The 18,735-nt window shown below is 71.4% G+C and carries 18 protein-coding genes; 10 read left to right on the forward strand and 8 right to left on the reverse strand.

What is annotated here, in order from left to right; translation table 11 throughout:
* Positions 1–6 precede the first annotated feature (6 nt).
* Genes rsgA through DWB68_RS04425 form a run of 3 tightly spaced genes read right to left on the reverse strand, consistent with a single transcriptional unit; the run spans position 7 to position 2,959 of the window.
* On the reverse strand, positions 7–1,095 hold the full coding sequence (rsgA, locus tag DWB68_RS04415) for a ribosome small subunit-dependent GTPase A (protein ID WP_119423935.1): 1,089 nt from the start codon (positions 1,093–1,095) through the stop codon (positions 7–9).
* The gene (gene aroA / locus DWB68_RS04420; protein WP_119423936.1) at positions 1,092–2,465 is read right to left on the reverse strand and encodes a 3-phosphoshikimate 1-carboxyvinyltransferase; all 1,374 of its coding nucleotides are present in this window, start codon (positions 2,463–2,465) and stop codon (positions 1,092–1,094) included. The genes rsgA and aroA overlap by 4 nt, the downstream gene beginning before the upstream one ends.
* 5 nt (positions 2,466–2,470) lie before the next feature.
* Complete coding sequence (locus tag DWB68_RS04425; protein WP_119423937.1) at positions 2,471–2,959, reverse strand: DoxX family protein; 489 nt, start codon at positions 2,957–2,959, stop codon at positions 2,471–2,473.
* Between the two features lie 245 nt (positions 2,960–3,204).
* Here DWB68_RS04425 and DWB68_RS04430 point away from each other — a divergent pair, with 245 nt between their 5' ends.
* Positions 3,205–3,840 (forward strand): sigma-70 family RNA polymerase sigma factor, encoded by a 636-nt coding sequence (locus DWB68_RS04430; protein WP_199700375.1) that lies wholly within the window; start codon positions 3,205–3,207, stop codon positions 3,838–3,840.
* Positions 3,837–4,118, forward strand: a complete 282-nt coding sequence (rsrA, locus tag DWB68_RS04435) for a mycothiol system anti-sigma-R factor (RefSeq protein ID WP_119423939.1) — start codon at positions 3,837–3,839, stop codon at positions 4,116–4,118. The genes DWB68_RS04430 and rsrA overlap by 4 nt, the downstream gene beginning before the upstream one ends.
* A 121-nt stretch (positions 4,119–4,239) precedes the next feature.
* Here the strand turns inward: rsrA and DWB68_RS17230 are convergent, their stop codons facing one another.
* The 3 genes from DWB68_RS17230 to DWB68_RS04450 all read right to left on the reverse strand — a co-directional run bounded on the left by DWB68_RS17230 (position 4,240) and on the right by DWB68_RS04450 (position 9,002).
* Positions 4,240–4,314, reverse strand: a complete 75-nt coding sequence (locus DWB68_RS17230) for a 50S ribosomal protein bL37 (RefSeq protein WP_121484249.1) — start codon at positions 4,312–4,314, stop codon at positions 4,240–4,242.
* Positions 4,315–4,466: 152 nt separating this feature from the next.
* Positions 4,467–5,069: a GDSL-type esterase/lipase family protein gene (locus DWB68_RS04445; RefSeq protein WP_119423941.1), complete on the reverse strand. Its 603-nt coding sequence runs from the start codon at positions 5,067–5,069 to the stop codon at positions 4,467–4,469.
* 120 nt (positions 5,070–5,189) lie between these two features.
* Complete coding sequence (locus DWB68_RS04450; RefSeq protein WP_119423942.1) at positions 5,190–9,002, reverse strand: multifunctional oxoglutarate decarboxylase/oxoglutarate dehydrogenase thiamine pyrophosphate-binding subunit/dihydrolipoyllysine-residue succinyltransferase subunit; 3,813 nt, start codon at positions 9,000–9,002, stop codon at positions 5,190–5,192.
* 494 nt (positions 9,003–9,496) lie between these two features.
* Here DWB68_RS04450 and DWB68_RS04455 point away from each other — a divergent pair, with 494 nt between their 5' ends.
* From DWB68_RS04455 to DWB68_RS04475, 5 genes are all read left to right on the forward strand, one after another.
* Positions 9,497–10,822, forward strand: a complete 1,326-nt coding sequence (locus DWB68_RS04455) for a hemolysin family protein (protein WP_119423943.1) — start codon at positions 9,497–9,499, stop codon at positions 10,820–10,822.
* Positions 10,819–11,895, forward strand: coding sequence for a hemolysin family protein (locus DWB68_RS04460; RefSeq protein ID WP_119423944.1), 1,077 nt, complete (start codon positions 10,819–10,821; stop codon positions 11,893–11,895). Before DWB68_RS04455 ends, DWB68_RS04460 begins: the two co-directional genes overlap by 4 nt.
* A 150-nt stretch (positions 11,896–12,045) precedes the next feature.
* The gene (locus DWB68_RS04465; RefSeq protein WP_158588205.1) at positions 12,046–13,128 is read left to right on the forward strand and encodes a metal ABC transporter substrate-binding protein; all 1,083 of its coding nucleotides are present in this window, start codon (positions 12,046–12,048) and stop codon (positions 13,126–13,128) included.
* Complete coding sequence (locus DWB68_RS04470) at positions 13,125–13,949, forward strand: metal ABC transporter ATP-binding protein (protein WP_119423946.1); 825 nt, start codon at positions 13,125–13,127, stop codon at positions 13,947–13,949. Before DWB68_RS04465 ends, DWB68_RS04470 begins: the two co-directional genes overlap by 4 nt.
* Positions 13,946–14,875 (forward strand): metal ABC transporter permease, encoded by a 930-nt coding sequence (locus tag DWB68_RS04475; protein ID WP_233548613.1) that lies wholly within the window; start codon positions 13,946–13,948, stop codon positions 14,873–14,875. The genes DWB68_RS04470 and DWB68_RS04475 overlap by 4 nt, the downstream gene beginning before the upstream one ends.
* Here DWB68_RS04475 and DWB68_RS04480 read toward each other — a convergent pair.
* Together DWB68_RS04480 and DWB68_RS04485 are read right to left on the reverse strand one after the other, a co-directional pair.
* Positions 14,823–15,065 carry a hypothetical protein gene (locus DWB68_RS04480; RefSeq protein WP_119423947.1) on the reverse strand — a complete coding sequence of 81 codons (243 nt, stop codon included), beginning with the start codon at positions 15,063–15,065 and terminating at the stop codon, positions 14,823–14,825. The two genes, DWB68_RS04475 and DWB68_RS04480, sit on opposite strands and share 53 nt — an antisense overlap.
* 65 nt (positions 15,066–15,130) lie before the next feature.
* Positions 15,131–15,556: a Fur family transcriptional regulator gene (locus tag DWB68_RS04485; RefSeq protein ID WP_119423948.1), complete on the reverse strand. Its 426-nt coding sequence runs from the start codon at positions 15,554–15,556 to the stop codon at positions 15,131–15,133.
* Positions 15,557–15,651: 95 nt separating this feature from the next.
* On the opposite strand from DWB68_RS04485, the gene DWB68_RS04490 reads away from it, so the two are divergent.
* From DWB68_RS04490 to DWB68_RS04500, 3 genes are all read left to right on the forward strand, one after another.
* The gene (locus DWB68_RS04490) at positions 15,652–16,329 is read left to right on the forward strand and encodes an MBL fold metallo-hydrolase (RefSeq protein WP_119423949.1); all 678 of its coding nucleotides are present in this window, start codon (positions 15,652–15,654) and stop codon (positions 16,327–16,329) included.
* A gap of 116 nt (positions 16,330–16,445) precedes the next feature.
* The gene (locus DWB68_RS04495; RefSeq protein WP_119423950.1) at positions 16,446–17,351 is read left to right on the forward strand and encodes a sulfurtransferase; all 906 of its coding nucleotides are present in this window, start codon (positions 16,446–16,448) and stop codon (positions 17,349–17,351) included.
* Positions 17,352–17,513: 162 nt separating this feature from the next.
* Complete coding sequence (locus DWB68_RS04500) at positions 17,514–18,734, forward strand: NAD(P)-dependent alcohol dehydrogenase (RefSeq protein WP_119423951.1); 1,221 nt, start codon at positions 17,514–17,516, stop codon at positions 18,732–18,734.
* Position 18,735 lies beyond the last annotated feature (1 nt).

An 18,735-nucleotide genomic window follows, 5' to 3' on the forward strand; every position in this document is an offset into this window, starting at 1 on the left:
CGGCGCTCAGGCCCCGTGTTCTCCCAGTTCCTTGACGTCCTCGCTCGCCTCGACGCGCGAGGCGAGCAGCTTGCGCAGGGAGGCGAGGCGGTCGGCGCCGTGCGGCCCGGCCTTGCCCTCCTCAACCCAGGCATCCAAGGCGCAGCCCGGCGCGTCAACGGCGTGGGTGCAGCCGCGCGCGCACTCGGCCGTGGCGGGCACGAGGTCCTCGAAGGCGTCGACGACGCCCTGCTCGTCGACGTGGGCGAGGCCGAAGGAGCGCACGCCGGGGGTGTCGACGACCCAGGTTCCGGTGGGGGACTCGGGGACCTTGAGCGCGATGGCGGAGGAGGAGGTGTGGCGGCCGCGGCCCGTCACCTTGTTGACGCCGCCCGTGGCACGCCCGGCGCCCGTGAGCGCGTTGACGAGCGTGGACTTGCCCACGCCGGAGTGGCCGAGCAGGGCGGAGACGTGGCCGTCCAGGAGCCCGTGCAGCGTGGAGAGGGCCTCCTCGTCCACGGGCAACGAGCCGTTCTCGTCGATCTCGCCGGTCCCGGCGCGGGAGACGACGACGTCGAGGCCCAGCGGGACGTAGGTCTCCAGCAGGTCGGTCGGCTCGCGCAGATCGGCCTTCGTGATGACGAGGACGGGCGTGATGCCGGCGTCGTGCGCGGCCACGAGCGTGCGGTCGATGAAACCGGGGCGCGGCTCGGGATCGGCGGCCGCGACGACGACCACGACCTGGTCGGCGTTGGCCACGACGGCGCGCTCCACGGGGTCGGTGTCGTCGGCGCTGCGGCGCAGCAGGGTGGAGCGCTCCTCGATGCGCACGAGGCGCGCGAGGGCGTCCTGTCCGCCGGAGATGTCGCCGACGAGGGCGACGCGATCGCCCGGCACCACGGCCTGGCGGCGCAGCTCGCGGGCGCGCATGGCCAGGACCGTCCGCTCGGTCTTGGTCCCCTCGTCCACCACGGTGGTGTAGCGGCCGCGGTCCACGCCGATCACGCGGCCGATGGTCGCGTCTTCGTGCTTGGGGCGGTCCTTGGTGCGCGGGCGCGAGCCCTTCTTGTTGGGGCGGATGCGGACATCCGACTCATCCCACTGGCGCCCGCTCACGCGTGTGCCTCCTCGTTCGGTGCAGCGTTCGACGGCGCGTGCCCGCCGGGGGCGGGCGGCGTCGCCGTGGCGAGCATCGCCTCCCACATCCGCGTGAACTCGGGGAGCGTCTTGGCGGTGGTCTCGACGTTCTCGACCTCGATGCCGGGCACGGCGAGGCCCACGATGGCGCCGGCCGTGGCCATGCGGTGGTCCTCGTAGCTCTCCCAGACCGCGCCGTGGGCGGAGCCCGGCACGGGTCTGATCTGCACGCCGTCGGCCAGCTCGCTCGCCGGCACGCCGATGCGCGTGAACTCGGCGACGAGCGCCGCGAGGCGGTCGGTCTCGTGGCCGCGCAGGTGGGCGATGCCCGTCAGGCGGCTCGGCCCCTCGGAGACGGCGCAGAGCGCAGCGAGGGTGGGGGCCAGTTCGCCCGTGTCGGCCGCGTCGATGCCGCGCGGGGTGCCGTAGCCCGTGACGGACAGGACGGCGTCGGCGCCGAGCTCAACGGTGGCGCCCATGGCGGGGAGCAGCTCGCGCCACAGGGCGCCGATCTGCGTGGTCCGGGCGGGCCAACGCGGCACGCGCACGGTGCCGCCGCACACGAGCGCGGCGGCCAGGAAGGGGCCGGCGTTCGAGAGGTCCGGCTCCACGACGACGTCGCCGGGGGCCGGCACGGCGGCGCCGACGCTCCAGGAGCGGCCGTCGGCACCGGTGGAGGCGGGCACGCCGGCGGCGCGCAGCACCTCGAGGGTCATCTCGATGTGCTGGGGGCTCGGCAGGCTGGCACCCGTGTGGCGCACCGTGAGGCCGAGCGGCAGGCGCGCGGCGGAGAGCAGGAGGGCCGAGACAAACTGGCTGCTGCCCGAGGCGTCGATCGAAATCTCGCCGCCCGTGACGGACTCGTTGCCCGTCACGGTGAAGGGCAGGAAGCCGTCCTCGCCGCCCTCGATCGTGGCGCCGAGCTGGCGCAGGGCCTCGACGACGGGGCCCATGGGACGACGGCGGGCGGCCGCGTCACCGTTGAAGCGGACGGGGGTGCGCAGCAGGGCAGCGACGGCGGGCACGAAGCGCATGACGGTCCCGGCCAGGCCGCAGTCGATGTCCAGGGGCTCCGCCGAGGCGGTGCCGCCCGGCTGGAGCGGCATGACGCGCCAGAGCGGGGCGCCGGAGTTCGTGGTCCCCTCCGTGTCGACCTCGGCGCCGAGGGTGCGCAACGCGGCCGCCATGAGGCGCGTGTCGCGCGAATCGAGCGGGGCCGTGAGCTGAGTGGGCTCCCCGGCCAGCGCGGCGAGCAAGAGGTGCCGGTTGGTGAGGGACTTCGATCCGGGCAGCTCGACGGTGGCGTCGAGGCGTCCGGGGGAGAGGGGGGCGCTCCAGTGCTGCGTCATGAGGTTCAGGCCAGCGCCTTCTTTGCCTTGCGGGTTTCCTTGGCGAGGAACTTCTGCCCGCGCGCCCCGGCGTCCTTGGCGCGCCACACCAGCGACGGCTTGCCGTTCGTGTCCACCGCGGCGAGCAGAGCGCCGCCGGTCAGCCCGGCCTGCGTGGCCAGGGACGCGATGCGGTCGCCGCGCGAGGACTCGGCGGAGGGTCGATCGCTGGCGAGCGTGAGCGCCTGGGAGGCGACGATGAGCGCGGAGGAGATGCGCGGGAGGCGGCCGAGCGCGAGGAGGGCGCCGGCGCCGACCTGCACCCCGCCGATGGCGCGGGCCACGAGTTCCGGTCGATCGCTCAGGCCCTGCAGGGCGGGAACGGAGCGGGAGGCCTTGGCCAGCAGCGGTCGCAGCGCCGCGGCGCTCGACTCCGGCGCACGCAGGCGGGACAGGCCGCCCAGCACGAAGGGGGCCGCCAGCAGCGGTCGGGCAATGGTGCGGATGAGCGTCATGCGTCCTCCAGGTCTACGGGACCCCTTACCGGGGTCTTCCTTCCCTCCATTGTCCCACGGCGGGGAATAGGCCCCCGGCCCGCGGCGTTTCAAGAGGCGATACGTGAAGGCCGCCCACCCCAGGGCGGCGGCTGCGGCAGCCGCCGGAGCAGGCCCACCGAAAGGACGCGTCACAGACTATGCCGATGCTGCTGGCCGAGCCCGCCGCCCTGCCCCGTGCCGAGGGACACGTAGACTGGCGCGCGATGAGCAGCAACAGCACCGACGACGCCACGGTCGACGTCGCGACGGAGACCGAAGAGCAGCGTCGCGCCCGTTTCGAGCGCGACGCCATGCAGTATGTGGATCAGCTCTACTCGGCCGCCCTGCGCATGGCGCGGGACGCGGCCGACGCCGAGGATCTGGTGCAGGAGGCCTACGCCAAGGCGTACGCGTCGTTCCACCAGTACAAGCCGGGAACCAATCTCAAGGCCTGGCTGTACCGCATCCTGACCAACACGTACATCAACCTCTACCGCAAGCGTCAGCGCGAGCCGAAGCGCTCGAGCACCGAGCAGGTGGAGGATTGGCAGCTCGGCGGCGCCGTGGAGCACGGGGATCCCGCGCTGCGCTCCGCCGAGGCCCAGGCCCTCGACCACCTCCCGGACTCGGACGTGAAACGCGCCCTGCAGTCCATCCCGGAGGAGTTCCGCCTGGCGGTCTACTTCGTGGACGTCGAGGGTTTTGCCTACAAGGAAGCCGCGGAGATCTTGGACATCCCCATCGGCACCGTCATGTCGCGACTGCATCGCGGCCGCAAACAGTTGCGCGAGCTGCTGGCCGACTACGCCGCCGATCGCGGCGTGTCGACCAAGGGCCGCGGACAGGAGCAGGAGAAATGAGCGAGGACTGTTTCGAACTCGGGGACTGCGCCTCCGCGCGCCTCGAACGCATCTACGAGTACCTGGACGGTGCGCTGTCCAGGGAGGATCTGTGCAACGTGCAGGACCACCTGAGCACGTGCCCGGAGTGCAGCGCCGAGTATGACCTCGAGTGCATCATCCGCTCCGTGGTGCGCCGCAGCTGCTCCGAGCCCGCCCCGCAGGATTTGAAGACGCGCATCATGGTGAGGATCGATCAGATCCGCATCGAGGGAAGCCACTCGAGCTCCGCCCACTGAGCCGGCGTGCCCGAGGCGCCCACGCGCCGTCGTGCACTGCCTGGCAGGCGCCCAGCCAACGACAACGGCCGGCGTCCCCCTCGAGGGGGACGCCGGCCGTGGTGCATCTACCAGCCGTGTCTCAGGCGTTGGGACGCTTGCCGTGGTTGGCACCGCCGTGCTTACGGCTGCGACGCTTGCGTGCGCGCTTGCTCATGGTTGACTCCTCACTTGTGCGGCGTTCCTCTCGCCGACGCGATGCGGCGACTCTCCTGACCCATCCTCTCACGCGCGTGAGCGCCCGATCGCACGCGACGGCGCGCCGGCCGGGGCCGCGGTGAGGAAGAACGGGGAGTTCTTGTCCCGCCCTTAGGCGGTGGGGGCGGCCACCCCGAGCCACGGGTACCAACCGCGGTGCAACACGAGCCAAGCCATGAGCCCGTGGCCCTGCTGGGCCGGGATGCCGTCGTGCGCCGCGAGGTCCGCGCGCCACTGCTCGTGATGCTCCAGCGGCGAGAAGGTGTCCACGTAGAAGTGATTGCGGCGCGTCGTCACGTCGCCGAAGGCCGCCGAAAGCTGACCCAGGCGCGCGTTGCGGTTCGCGTCGAGCGTGGGCGGCGGGCCCACGACAAACGCCGACAGGCTCAGCTGCGTGGCGGCGTCGAGGATGTTTGCCAGGTTCAGGCGCGAGCGGGCGGTCGAGAGCCCGGCCGCCTCGTCGGCGCCGGAGAGCGCCACCACCAGGCGGTTGTCCCCGTCCGGATCGAAGCGGCGCTGGGCCTCGACGAGCCAGCGCTCGGCCAGCTCCTCCGTGGTCTCGGCCGGGCTCGCCAGCACGTACGGATCGAGGCGCAACGACTCGCCCGGCGTCTTGGCCAGGACGCGCCCGAACCAACCCAGGGCGCGCTGGTCTCCATGGCCGGCGAGCAGCTCGTCGCCGATCGCCACGAGGCGCAGGGTTCTGGTCTCCACTTGGCTTCGATCCTTTCGATGGGAGGTGCGCTTGCCCACTGTAATTCAGCGGGGCCGCCGGGAACGGCAAGGGCGGGACACGACACCGTGTCCCGCCCTTGAAAACCCGCGGTGAGGGATTTAGGCGAAGGCCTGCTTCAGCAGGGTCTTCAGCTCTTCGTCGTGACGCTTGTGCGAGCCAGTCGAGGTCGCGGCGGACGCCGGGCGCGACACCACTGCCACCTGGCGATCAAGCTGCGGCAGCAGGTTCAGCGCCATGAACGGCCACGGACCCTGGTTCTCCGGCTCGTCCTGCACCCAACGCACCTCGGCGTTCGGGTACTTGGCGAGCTCGGCCGCGATCTCCTGCGCGGGCAGCGGGTAGAGCTGCTCAACGCGGACGATGGCGGTGGAGCCGTCGGCGAACTTCTCCTGCTCGGCCAGCAGGTCGTAGTACAGGCGACCCGAGACCAGCAGCACGCGCTTCACCGAGTCGCCCGAGGGCACCACGGCGTCCGGGATGACCGGCTGGAACTGCGCCTGCGTGAACGCCTCGACCGGCTGGGCGGCGGCCTTGAGGCGCAGCAGCTGCTTGGGCGTGAAGACGATCATGGGCTTGCGCGGGCGGCTGTAGGCCTGGCGACGCAGGGCGTGGAAGTAGTTCGCGCCCGTGGTCGGGTTCAGCACGCGCATGTTGTCCTCTGCACACATCTGCAGGTAACGCTCGATGCGGGCGGAGGAGTGATCCGGGCCCTGGCCCTCGTAGCCGTGCGGCAGCAACAGGACGAGCGAGGAACGCTGGCCCCACTTCTGCTCGCCCGAGGAGATGAACTCGTCGACGATGGTCTGCGCGCCGTCGGCGAAGTCGCCGAACTGGGCCTCCCACAGGACGAGGGCATCCGTGCGCTCCACGGAGTAACCGTACTCGAAGCCCATGACCGCGTACTCGGACAGCGGGGAATCGTAGATCAGGAACTTGGCCTGGTCCTCGCTGATCTGGCGGATCGGGGTCCACTCGTCACCGTTGACGCGGTCGTGGAAGACCGCGTGGCGCTGCACAAAGGTGCCGCGGCGGGCGTCCTGGCCCGTGATGCGCACCGGCACGCCCTCGTGGGCGAGCGAGGCGAAGGCAGCGAGCTCGGCAAAGCCCCAGTCGATGCCACCCTGGGTGGACATCTTGGCGCGCTTCTCCAGCAGGGACTTCAGCTTCGGGTGGACCGTGAAGCCCTCGGGAACCTCGGCGTGGGCGCGGCCCACGGAGGCCAGCAGCTCCGCCGAGATCGCCGTGTCGGTGGCGCGGGGATCGGAGACCGAGTCCTCGTCCGCCTGGGCACGCGGCTTGTCCAGATCGTTGACCGAGCCGGCGGCCGGGACGGCCGGGATCGGCGAGGTCTGCGCGGCGTGGGTCTCCACGAACACGGACTCCAGGCGGGCCTGGTAGTCGGCGACGACCTGGTCGGCCTCCTCCTGCGTGATGTCGCCGCGGCCCACGAGGGCCTCGGTGTACAGCTTGCGGGTGGAGCGCTTGGCCTCGATGAGGTTGTACATGAGCGGCTGCGTCATCGACGGATCGTCGCCCTCGTTGTGACCGCGGCGGCGGTAGCAAATGAGGTCGATGACGACGTCGGCGTGGAAGGACTGGCGGTACTCGAACGCGAGCCACGCTGCCTGGACCACGGCCTCCGGGTCGTCCCCGTTGACGTGGAAGACCGGGGCCTGGATGAACTTCGAGATGTCCGTGGAGTACACGGAGGAGCGGCCGGAGGACGGCGGGGTCGTGAAGCCGACCTGGTTGTTCACGACCACGTGAATCGTGCCGCCGGTCTTGTAGCCGCGCAGCTGCGAGAGGTTCAGCGTCTCGGGGACCACGCCCTGGCCGGCAAATGCGGCGTCGCCGTGCACCAGGATCGGCAGCACGGAGAAGCCGTCGGTGCCGCGATCGAGCACGTCCTGCTTGGCGCGGGCGATGCCCTCCAGCACCGGGTCGACGGCCTCGAGGTGCGAGGGGTTCGCGGCCAGGTACACCTTGGTGGTGTTGCCGGCCTCGGAGGTGAAGGAGCCCTCGGTACCGAGGTGGTACTTCACGTCGCCGGAGCCCTGCACGCCGGCCGGGTCCTGGGTGCCCTCGAACTCGCGGAAGACCTGGGCGTAGGTCTTGCCGGCGATGTTCGTCAGCACGTTGAGGCGACCGCGGTGGCTCATGCCGATCGCGGCCTCCTCGAGGCCGGCGTCGGCCGCCTCGGAGATGATCGCGTCAAGCAGCGGCAGGAGCGACTCGCCGCCCTCGAGGGAGAAGCGCTTCTGACCGATGAACTTGGTCTGCAGGAAGGTTTCGAAGGCTTCGGCCTGGTTCAGCTTGCCGAGGATGCGCAGCTGCTCCTCGCGGCTGGGCTTCTCGTAGCCGTGCTCCAGGTGGTCCTGGAACCACTTGCGCTGCTCGGGATCCTGGATGTGCATGTACTCGATGCCGGTGGTGCGGCAGTACGCGTTGCGCAGGACACCGAGGATGTCGCGCAGGGGCAGGCGATCCTTGCCGCCGAAGCCGCCCGTGACCCACTCGCGGTCCAGATCCCAGAGGGTCAGGCCGTAGGTCTGCACGTCCAGGTCGGGGTGGCGACGCTGCATGTAGACGAGCGGGTTGGTGTCGGCCATGAGGTGGCCGCGCTCGCGGTAGGCGTGGATGAGCTGCTGGATGCGGGCGACCTTGTTGACCTGCAGGTCGACGTCAACCTGGTTGTCCTTGGCCCAGCGGATCGGCTCGTAGGGGATGCGCAGGGCCTCGAAGATCTCGTCCCAGAACTCGTCGCCGAGCAGGAGGGACTCGATGGTCTTCAGGAACTCGCCGGAGCCGGCGCCCTGGATCACGCGGTGATCGTAGGTGGAGGTCAGCGTGATGATCTTGCCGACGCCCAGCGAGGCGATGACCTTGTCGGAGGAGCCGCGGTACTCGGCGGGCACGTCGAGCGCGCCCACGCCGATGATGGCTGCCTGGCCCTTGGAGAGGCGGGGCACGGAGTGGACCGTGCCGATGCCGCCCGGGTTGGTGAGGGAGACCGTGGTGCCGGCGTAGTCGTCGGCCGTCAGCTTGTTCTGGCGGCCGCGGCCGATCAGGTCCTCGTAGGTGTGCCAGTAGGTCGCGAAGTCCATGGCCTCGGCGGCCTTCAGGTTCGGCACCACGAGCGAACGGGTGCCGTCCGGCTTGGGGATGTCGATGGCGATGCCGAAGTTCACGTGCGGGTTGTGCACGGCCACCGGCTTGTTGTCGCGGACGTCGTAGGAGACGTTCATGGACGGCATGAGCTTCAGCGCGCGGATCACGGCGAAGCCGATGAGGTGCGTGAAGGAGATCTTGCCGCCGCGGGCGCGGCGCAGGTGGTTGTTGATGACGATGCGGTTGTCGATCAGCAGCTTGGCCGGGACGGCGCGCACGGTGGTGGCCGTGGGGACCTCGAGGCTCATCTCCATGTTCTTGGCGATGGCCTTGGCGGGGCCGCGCAGCACCTGCAGCTCCTCCTGCTCGGAGGCGGCCGGGGCGGCCTGCTTCTGCGGGTCGGCCGGAACGGGGGCCTGCTTGTCGTTTGGGCGCACCGAGGCGCTCGACGCCGCGCGGGCGGCCTGGGCGGGGGCGGCGGGTGCCGCCGCGGCCGGGGCGGGCGCGGCGGCCGGGGCCGCGGGGGCGGCGGGCGTGCTCACCGGGCGGGTCGCGGCGGCGACCGGCTGGGCCGGCTGCGCCGGCTCGGCGGGAGCGGCGGGGGCCTGGGCGACAGGGGCTGCGGGCGCCGCGGGGGCGGCCGGCGCGGCCACACCGGAACCGGAGCTCAGGGACTCAAAGATGTCCCACCACTTCGGATCGACGGAGTTCTTGTCGGCGAGGTACTGCTGGTACAGCTCCTCGACCAGCCACTCGTTCCCCCCGAACTCCTCTTTCAGCCGGTCGTTCGACAGTTCTGGCACGGTGAATACGCCTCGTTTCACATGGTGGCTATGCGTCATGGATGTGCCCGGGACACACGTGTATTCCGGTCACAGTTGCGTCTCACTGTACGCAGTTTCAGGGGCAAGCGGCCAATCCCAGGCGTGTTTCCCACCACCTTCCAAGTTCGACGTCTTGTAGAAATTCTTGGCGTTTGGTACGGCTTGCGCGCGGACTCGCCTCGCGCGCGTGTGGTGCGCGCCCGCGTCGCGCCCAAGACACAGGAAAATCGGTGCGCTCGCGTGGCCCCCGTCGCGGCGCGCAGGCGCTCGATCCCGTACGCTGGACGGACTATGGACAGCCATTCTCCGTGCCGGCCCGTCGCCCCTGTGCGCCGCGCCGGCAGCCCCAGAACCGCCTCCACCTCCTCCGCCGCATCGGAGCCCGACAGTCCGGGGGGAGGGCTTGATCCCCTGACTCCACCGGGGCCCCCGCGGGTCGTGGCCAGCGCCCCGACGGGCGGGTGGAGCGCCTGATGGAATGGCTTTACCTGCTCCTCGGGCTGTTGCTCGTGCTCGGCACGGCGTTCTTCGTGGCCGTGGAGTTCTCGCTCGTGGCCCTCGACGTGCCCAGCGTGCAGCGCCGCATCGATGAGGGCGACACCAAGGCCGTGCCGCTCCTGCGGTGCCTGCGCTCGCTCTCGACCCAGCTGTCGGCGGTGCAGCTCGGCATCACCCTGACCACGCTCCTGACGGGCTTCGTCATGGAGCCGAGCGTCGGCAAGCTCCTGCACGCTCCGCTCGAGGCGATCGGCCTCGGCGCCGCGACGGACGCCGTCGCGCTCGTCGTGGCCATGGTCATCGCGACCCTGTTCTCCATGGTGATCGGCGAGCTGATCCCCAAGAACCTGGCGATTGCCGAGCCCTACCGGATCGGCCGGGCCCTGGCCCGCCCGCAGCTCGTCTTCACCGCGATCTTCAAGCCCGCCGTGATCGTGCTCAACGGCTTCGCCAACTGGGTGCTTCACCGCTTCGGCCTCGAGGCCAAGGAGGAAATCTCCGGTGCCCGCACGCCCGAAGAACTCACGAGCCTCCTGAACCGCTCGGCCCAGCTGGGCACGGTGGATCAAGACACGGCCCGCTTCCTCTCGCGCACGCTGCACTTTGCCGAGCGCACGGCGGCCGACGTCATGACCCCGCGCATCCGCATGGAGACGGTGCACGCCGACGATCCGCTCGAGCTCGTCATCCAGACGGCGCGCCGCACCGGCTACTCGCGCTTCCCCGTGATCGGGGACGATCCGGACGATGTCCGCGGCGTGGTGCACGTCAAGAAGGCCATCTCGGTTCCGCGTGACCGCCGCGCGGAGCTGGTGGCCGCGACCGTCATGAGCGAGCTGGCCGAGGTGCCGGAGACCGTGCACCTCGACGACCTGATCGGCGAGCTGCGCGCAGCGAATCTGCAGATGGCCGTGGTCCTGGACGAGTACGGGGGAACCGCGGGCATGGTGACCCTCGAGGACCTCGTCGAGGAGATCGTCGGCGATGTCCAGGATGAGCATGACCGCCGACCGGCCGGTGCGGTCCAGGCCGCCGACGGCACCTGGATCCTCTCGGGCCTGTTGCGCCCGGACGAGGTCTCGGAGCGCATTCCTGGCCTCAAGGTGGCCGACGAGGCGGCGTACGAAACCGTGGGTGGCTACGTCATGGCCCAGCTGGGCCGTGTGCCGCGCATCGGCGACGAGGTGCCCGTGGGCGGGGGAGTCCTCCGCGTCAACATGATGGATGGACGACGCGTGGACCGCCTGCAATTTGTGCCCGCCACCCCGGCCGAGGACGACGAGCAGGAGGTGTCCCGATGAGCGATTGGTGGGGCATCGTGTGGCTTGTCGTCCTTCTGGCCGGCAACGCCTTCTTTGTGGCGGCGGAGTTCGCCATCATGTCCGCCCGGCGCTCGCAGATCGAGCCCAAGGCGGATGCCGGCTCCAAGCGGGCCAAGACCGCGTTGACCGCCATGGAGCACGTGAGCGTCATGCTCGCGGTGTGCCAGCTCGGCATCACCGTCTGCTCGCTGCTGATCCTGCAGGTCGCCGAGCCGGCCGTGCATCACCTCTTCGCCGCGCCGCTCGAGGCGCTGCACGTGCCGCACGGCGTCGCGGACACCGCTGGCTTCGTGTTCGCCCTGCTGATCGTGACCTTCCTGCACGTGACGCTCGGCGAGATGGTGCCGAAGAACTTCTCGGTGTCCCTGGCGGACAAGGCGGTGCTGCTGCTCGCCACGCCCATGGTGTGGATCGCGCGGGGTCTGCGCCCCATCGTGGGGGCGCTGAACTGGATCGCCAATCACGCCGTGCGCGCCTTCGGCTTCGAGCCCAAGGACGAGGTCGCCTCGACCTACACGATCGACGAGGTGCAATCCATCGTGGAGGAGTCCAGGCGTGAGGGCCTCGTCGAGGACGACGCGGGCCTGCTGACGAGCGCCTTCGAGTTCACCAACCGGACCGTGGGGGACATCGCGATCCCGCTCGCCCAGGTCGTGAGCCTCGACGCCGACGCCACGCCGGAGGAGTTCGAACACGCGGTGGGTCGAACCGGCTTCTCGCGGTTCGTGATGCGCGAGCCCGACGGCGAGCTGGCGGGCTACCTCCACCTCAAGGACGTCATCGTGCTCCCTCCTGAGCTCTACGAGATGCCCATCCCGTTCGCCAAGGTGCGCTCCTTCGTGAACCTCGGGGAGAGCGTCGAGGTGGAGGACGCGCTGGAGACCATGCAGCGCACGGGCACGCACGTGGCCCGCGTGCTGGACGCCCAGGGCGAGACGAGCGGCATCCTCTTCTTCGAGGATGTGCTCGAGCAGCTCGTGGGTGAGATTCGCGACGCGACCCAGCAGACGCAGGAGCGCCGCTTCAGCGTGGGGCACGACGACGACCAGTAGCCTCCCGGCCGCCGGCCGCCTCGGGCGGCCGCGCACCTGAGCCGAGCGACGACGCCGGCCCGCCCCCGAGGGGCGGGCCGGCGTCGTCGCTGGTGGCCGGCGTAGGCTATGATGAGAATCGTTCTCATTAAGCGTCGACGAAAGGCCACCGTGAAGCTCGCCCGCGCACCCCGCCGCACGACCCTCACAGCACTGGCGACCGCCGGTGCCCTCGTTCTCAGCGCCTGCGGCGCCTCGGCCCCCAGCCAGGAGCAGCCAAGCACGGCGGAGGGACTGCGCGTTGTGGCTTCAACCACCGTCTACTCCTCCCTCGTCTCCGAGGTGCTCGGCGATCGCGGCGAGGTCGAAGCGCTGATCTCCTCCGCCGGCCAGGATCCGCACTCGTACGAGGCGAGCGCCCGCGACAAGCTCAAGCTCTCCAAGGCCCATCTGGTGGTGCTCAACGGCGGCGGCTACGACGCGTTTGCCGAGCAGGTCGTCGATTCGCTCGCGCAGCGCCCCCCGGTACTCGAGGCTTTCGAGGGGGAGGGGCACAGCCACGATCATGCCGGCGAAGAGGCGGGCGCGGCCGGGCCGAGCACCGCGGCGGCCGACGATCACGCCGACCACGACCATGACCACGCGGATCACGACCATGCGGAGGAATCGCACGCGCAGAGCGAGGCCCCGACGCAGACCACGTCGGCCGACGCGGACCATGCGGAGCACGAGCACGGCAACGAGCACGTCTGGTACGACCTCCACCTCATGAAGGACTTCGCCGGGCGCGTGGGCGACGAGCTCGCGGCGATCGATCCGGCGGGCGCCGCCGGCTACCGCGAGCGGGCCGCCGCGCTGGCCGGAAAGCTGGGCGGGCTCGAGGAGCGGGTCGAGGCCCTGCAGTCCTCGGCGAAGGGCCGCGGCTATCTCATGACCGAGCCCGTGGCGCAGTCCCTCTTGGAGGACGCGGGTCTGACGAACAAGACGCCGGAGGGGCTCGCCGAGGCGATCGAGGAGGGGGACGAGATCTCCCCGCTCGCCCTCAAGCGCGCGCAGGACGAACTGCGCTCGGGCTCCGTGACCGTCCTCGCCTACAACGAACAGACCACCGACGAGCAGACGACCCTGATCAAGGCCACGGCCGAACAGGCAGGCGTCCACGTCCTCAGCGTTTCGGAGACCCCCGGCGCCGACGAGGACTACCTCACGTGGATGGGCTCCACCATCGATGCCCTGGAAGGCGCGCTCAAGTGACGCAGACCCCCGCCCTCTCCCTGCGCGATGCGTGCGTCGACTTCGGCGAACGCACGCTCTGGAACGGGCTCGACCTGGACGTCATGCCGGGGGAGTTCGTGGCCGTGCTCGGCCCCAACGGCTCGGGCAAGACCACGCTCATGCGCGTGCTGCTCGGCATGCAGAAACTCACCCACGGCACGGCCGAGGTGGCCGGCAAACCGGTGGGGCACGGCTCGCGCAACGTGGGCGTGATCCCGCAGCAGCGCCCGCTGCCGGAGGGGACGCCGCTGCGCGCCCGCGACCTCGTGGCCCAGGGCCTGGACGGCACCTCATGGGGCCCGCGCTTCCTCGACCCCCGCCGCAAGCGCATCGACGCCCGGGTGGACGAGCTGCTCGATCGGGTCGGCGCCACCAGCTATGCGGACCGACCGGTCTGGACGCTCTCCGGAGGCGAGCAGCAGCGACTGCGCGCGGCCCAGGCCCTCGCGACGGATCCGGCGGTGCTGCTCTGCGATGAGCCGCTCCTCTCGCTCGACGTGGCGCACCAGGAGGAGGTCACGGCCCTCATCTCGGCGCAGGCCAAGCAACACAACGCGGCGGTGCTCTTTGTGACGCACGAGATCAACCCCGTGCTGCCGTACGTGGACAAGGTCCTCTACCTGGCAGGCGGCCGCTTCACGGTGGGCACGCCGGACGAGGTCATCACCTCCGAGTCGCTCACGCGCCTCTTCGGCCGCCCCGTCGACGTGGTGCGCGTGGGCCAGCGCGTCGCGATCCTCGGCGGGGACGACCACACCCACCACGAGCACGACCACGAGGCCCCGGAGGACAACGCATGAACCTCGCATCCGATCTGATGCTGAGCGCCGCCGGCTCGCCGTGGTGGGAGAAGGTCTTCTCCTTCCAGGACTACGGCGAGCTGATCGGCCTGCTCTGGCCCTCGCTCGTGGCCGGCGCCGTGCTCGGCGTCGTGGGCGGCGTCGTCGGAGTCGTGGTGATGGCCCGCGACATGGGCTTCGCCGTGCATGGCATCTCCGAGCTCTCGTTCGCTGGAGCCGCGGCAGCCCTCCTGATGGGCATGGACGTGGTCACCGGCTCGATCATCGGCTCCATCATCGCCGCACTGCTGCTGGGGCTCCTGGGGGCCGGGGCCCGCGAGCGCAACGCCATCACCGGCGTGCTCATGCCGTTTGGCCTGGGCCTCGGCATCCTCTTCCTGGCGCTCTATGAGGGGCGCAGCGCCAACAAGTTTGGCCTGCTCACGGGCCAGATCGTGGCGGTGGACGAGGCAAAGGTGACCACCATGGTCGTGGGCGCAATCGTGGTGCTCGCCGGCATGGCGATCATCTGGCGCCCGCTCATGTTCGCCTCCACCGACCCCTGGGTTGCCGCCGCGCGCGGAGTGCCGGTGCGTGGCCTCTCCGTGGCGTTTGTGGTGCTGCTCGGCCTCTCGGTGGCCATGGCGATCCAGGTGGTGGGCGCGCTCTTGGTGCTCTCGCTACTCATCACCCCGGCGGCGGCGGCGCTGCAGCTCACGGCGCGCCCGGGCAAGGCCGTGGCCCTTTCCGTCACCTTTGCGCTGATCAGCGTGGTGGGCGGCATCCTGCTGGCGCTCGCGGGTTCGCTCCCGGTGAGCCCCTACGTCACGACGATCTCGTTTGCCCTGTGGATCGGTGCCAAGCTGGTCGTGTGGCGCCGGGCCGCGCGTGGCTTCACTGAGGTGCGTCGCCCTGCTGCGGCGCCCGCCCCAGCCCCTTCCCGCTGAACTCGCGCACCGTCACCCAGCCGATCCCGAGGCCCACGAGGACCAGGATCGTGCCGAGGATGAAGCGTCCCTCGACGAGGGCGAACACGGCCCACACGAGGATCGCGAGGGTGCCGAGGGCCTCGAGCACGTTGGAGAAGCGGGCCACGGGGCGGCCGGGGACGCGGGTCTTGGGCTTGCGGGCGTTCATGGCTTCATTCTCCCTCATGCCGGGCGGGGCGCCCGCCACGTGAGCCGGCCGCCGGGCCACGTGCGTCAGCTGCGCTCGGCAGCGTCCAGCAGGGAACAACGGGCGCACAGCCCGGACAGTTCAACGGTGTGTCCCACCTGGGAGAAACCGAAGCGGCTCGCCACGGAGGCCGCCCAGGCCTCCACCTCGGGGGCCTCGACCTCCTCGGTGGCACCGCACCTGCGGCACACGAGGTGGTGGTGATGGTGTTCAACGGCGCAACGGCGGTAGCCTGCCTCGCCGTCGGGCATGCGCATGACATCGACCTCGCCGGCCTCGCCCATCTGCTGCAGCACGCGGTACACCGTGGCCAGGGAGACGCTCTCGCCGTGGTCACCGAGGCACGTGTGGATTTCCTGCGCGGTGCGGAAGTCGTCGTGCCTGGCCAGCTCCGTCTCGAGCGCCACCCTTTGCTTGGTGACGCGCCGTGCTGGGGCGGTCTGGCCGGTCATGGAGCTCCTCCTTGCATGCAGCGCGGGCGCCGCGCGGTGCGGCCCAGCGTCTTCTTCCAGTCTAGCCGGGGGCGGCCAGCGATAGGCTCCGGGTCATGAGGCTCACCAAGCACGGACATTCCTGCATCACCGTTCACACCGAAGCCAACGGGGCTCCTCGCACCTTGGCCATCGACCCGGGCACGCTCAGCGACGCGACCGCCGCGCTGGCGGGCGCCGACGCCGTGCTCGTGACGCACGGGCACCCCGACCACGTGGACGACGACGTCTTGTTCGCCTTCCTGCTCGGCAACCCCGGGGTGCCGGCCTACGCGCCGGCCGACGTCGTGGCGCGCTGGAACGAGCGCGAGGAGGCCGCCTCCCTCGCCGACCGACTTCACGTGGTGGGTGCAGACGAGGAGTTCGAGGTGCTCGGCGTGCCGGTGCGCTCCGTGGGCGGCCAGCACGCGCTCATCCACCCGCTCCTGCGCACCATCGACAACGTCGGCTACATCCTCGACGGCGCCGTCTACCACCCGGGCGACGCGCTCATCGTGCCGGCGGGAGACGCGACCCTCGAGGTGCTCCTGGTCCCGGCCTGGGCGCCGTGGAGCAAGACGAGCGAGGTGGTGGACTTCATTGCCGCCGTTCGCGCCCGCCGGGCCTACGGGATCCACGACGCGCCGCTCACTGCGGCCGGCCACAAGATCGTGGAGACCCAGTTGGCCGGGCTCGGGGGCCGGACCGGCTCGGCCTACGAGCCGTGGGCCAGCGGAGAGTCGATCGACGTCTGAGCCACGCCTCGAAGGCCACCGCGCCCGCCGGCCCACCCGGCCGGCGGGCGCGCCGCGTTCCCACCCGGCCACGCGCCGTCGTACGGTGAGGTCCACCCATCCCCTCAGGAGGAGTCATGACCATCCCGGCCACCGTTCCCGCCGCCCCGGCCCCCACCGGCGAACTCATCGGCGCCCGCGAGCTGGACGGCTTGCTGCGCTCGGCCACGCCTCCGCTGCTGCTGGACGTGCGCTGGCAGCTCGTGGCCTCGCGCCCGGAGGATCCGGCCCATCCGGTCGGCTACGGGGACTATCTTGAGGCGCACCTGCCCGGCGCGGTCTTCGTGGACCTGGGCGCCGAGCTTGCCGGGGCGCCCTCGCCCGAGGCCGGCCGCCACCCGCTCCCGAGCGCCGACGCCTTCGCCGCGAGCGTGGCGCGCTGGGGCCTCGCCGACGGCCAGCTCGCCGTGGTCTACGACGATCAGGGCGGCCTCTCCGCCGCCCGCGCCTGGTGGCTCCTGCGTCACGCGGGGCTTCCCGTTCGGGTGCTCGACGGCGGCATCCAGGCCTGGATCGCCGCCGGCGGCGACACGGAGGAGGGGGCCGTGACGCCCCCGGCCCCCGCCGTAGCCGCCACCGTCGGGTGGGGCGAGATGCCCGTGCTCGACGCGGACGCCGCGGCGGCCCTCGCGGAGACCGGCGTGCTGCTCGATGCCCGCGCCGAGCCGCGCTACCTGGGGCTCGAGGAACCGATCGACCCGCGCGCCGGGCACATCCCCGGCGCGGTGAGCGCGCCGACGGCGGGCAATCTGGGCCCCGGGCGCCGCTTCCTCACCCCGGCCCAGCTGGGCGAGCGCTTCGCCGCGCTGGGCGTGAGCGCGGACGGTGCCCCCGTGGGTGCCTATTGCGGCTCCGGGGTCACGGCGAGCCACGAGCTGCTCGCGCTCGCCGTGGCCGGGGTGGGCGGGGCGCTCTACCCGGGCTCGTGGTCGCAGTGGTCCAACGACCCGCTGCGTCCGGTCGCGACGAGCGCCGGGGCCTAAGGACCCCGCGCTATCCGCCGCGAGCCCTCGTCTTTTTCGCCGCTCCTCGACTCTTTGTCGCGGAGCGGCGAAAAAGTCGCGAGACGAGGCAAGCCCGAGACAACCCCGGGGCCTAGCGGCACCCGCCGAGCGGCCCGGCGGCGCGGCGACTAGATTGGTCTCATGACCGTTCTGCGCCCGCCCACGCCCGCCGCCCTTCAGGCCCTGCGCCAGCAGCTGAGCCAGGCCCCGGACGGCGCGGTGAGCGCGCCGAAGGCGCCGGCCGGCCCGAATCCCGAGGGGTCCCCCGCGAGCGCCGCCGAGGCGCGGGCCGCCGCGGCCACCGGCCTGGCGCACACCGCCGTGGCGCGCGGCGTGCGCACGCTGGGCGGGGCCATCGAGGAGATCTTCCTGCCGCGCCGCGCGGCGGGGGAGCACGACGTCGTCATCGAGGTCGAGTTCTGCGGCCTCTGCCACTCCGATGTGCACGCGGCCCGCGGCGAGTGGGGCGGGCGCGCCCTGCCCTTCGTGACCGGCCACGAGATGGTCGGCCGCGTCGTTGCCGTGGGCTCCGCGGTGAGCGCTCACGCCGTGGGGGACCGCGTGGGTGTCGGTTGCCTCGTGGGCTCCTGCCGCGAGTGTGCCGCTTGCCTCCGCGGCCAAGAGATGTTCTGCGAACGGGGCTCGGTCGGCACCTACGGGGCCTGGGACCGTTTCCACGCCGAGCGCACGCAGGGCGGCTACGCGACCTCGATCGTCGTGGCTGAAGACTTTGTGCTCAAGGTGCCGGAGTCGCTCGACCCCGCCGCGGCCGCCCCCCTGCTCTGCGCCGGCATCACGAGCTACTCCCCGCTGCGCGCCGCCGGCGTGGGGGAGGGCACCAGGGTGGGCGTCGCCGGCATCGGCGGCCTGGGCCACCTCGCGGTGAAGCTCGCGGTCGCGATGGGTGCCGAGGTCACGGCCTTCACGACGAGTCAGGCCAAGCTCGAGGCGGCCCGTGCCCTGGGGGCGCACCGCACCGTGCTGAGCAACGACCCCGCGGCGATGGCCGCGGAGGCCGGCACCCTCGACGTCGTCATCGACGCGATCTCCGCCCCGCACGACGTGAACGCGCTGCTGAAGACCCTGCGCCCCACGGGCCGGCTGGCCCAGATCGGCCTGCCGCCGGGCGGGGACGCCGGCCAGGCCGTCGACGCCGCACTTCTGGTCCGCAACGGCCTGAGCCTCGTCGGTTCCAAGATCGGCGGCATCCCCGAGACGCAGGAGATGCTGGAGTTCTGCGCCCGGCACGGCGTGGCAACCGACATCGAGACCGTGGACGCCCAGCACCTCGGCGAGGCCTGGGACCGGATGGTGGCCGGCGACGTCCGCTACCGCTTTGTCCTGGACAACTCGACCCTCTAGC

Origin of the sequence: Galactobacter valiniphilus (assembly GCF_003575975.1) — a bacterium.
GTDB classification, from domain to species: domain Bacteria; phylum Actinomycetota; class Actinomycetes; order Actinomycetales; family Micrococcaceae; genus Galactobacter; species Galactobacter valiniphilus.

Excerpts from the sequence above, each read along its gene's own strand:
- aroA (WP_119423936.1), bottom strand. The coding sequence starts at position 2,465 with ATGACGCAGCACTGGAGCGCCCCCCTCTCCCCCGGACGCCTCGACGCC.
- DWB68_RS04480 (WP_119423947.1), bottom strand. The coding sequence starts at position 15,065 with ATGAACGCCCGCAAGCCCAAGACCCGCGTCCCCGGCCGCCCCGTGGCC.
- DWB68_RS04490 (WP_119423949.1), top strand. The coding sequence starts at position 15,652 with ATGAGGCTCACCAAGCACGGACATTCCTGCATCACCGTTCACACCGAA.
- DWB68_RS04475 (WP_233548613.1), top strand. The coding sequence starts at position 13,946 with ATGAACCTCGCATCCGATCTGATGCTGAGCGCCGCCGGCTCGCCGTGG.
- DWB68_RS04500 (WP_119423951.1), top strand. The coding sequence starts at position 17,514 with ATGACCGTTCTGCGCCCGCCCACGCCCGCCGCCCTTCAGGCCCTGCGC.
- DWB68_RS04455 (WP_119423943.1), top strand. The coding sequence starts at position 9,497 with ATGGAATGGCTTTACCTGCTCCTCGGGCTGTTGCTCGTGCTCGGCACG.
- DWB68_RS04460 (WP_119423944.1), top strand. The coding sequence starts at position 10,819 with ATGAGCGATTGGTGGGGCATCGTGTGGCTTGTCGTCCTTCTGGCCGGC.
- DWB68_RS04425 (WP_119423937.1), bottom strand. The coding sequence starts at position 2,959 with ATGACGCTCATCCGCACCATTGCCCGACCGCTGCTGGCGGCCCCCTTC.
- rsrA (WP_119423939.1), top strand. The coding sequence starts at position 3,837 with ATGAGCGAGGACTGTTTCGAACTCGGGGACTGCGCCTCCGCGCGCCTC.
- DWB68_RS04430 (WP_199700375.1), top strand. The coding sequence starts at position 3,205 with ATGAGCAGCAACAGCACCGACGACGCCACGGTCGACGTCGCGACGGAG.
- DWB68_RS04495 (WP_119423950.1), top strand. The coding sequence starts at position 16,446 with ATGACCATCCCGGCCACCGTTCCCGCCGCCCCGGCCCCCACCGGCGAA.
- DWB68_RS04485 (WP_119423948.1), bottom strand. The coding sequence starts at position 15,556 with ATGACCGGCCAGACCGCCCCAGCACGGCGCGTCACCAAGCAAAGGGTG.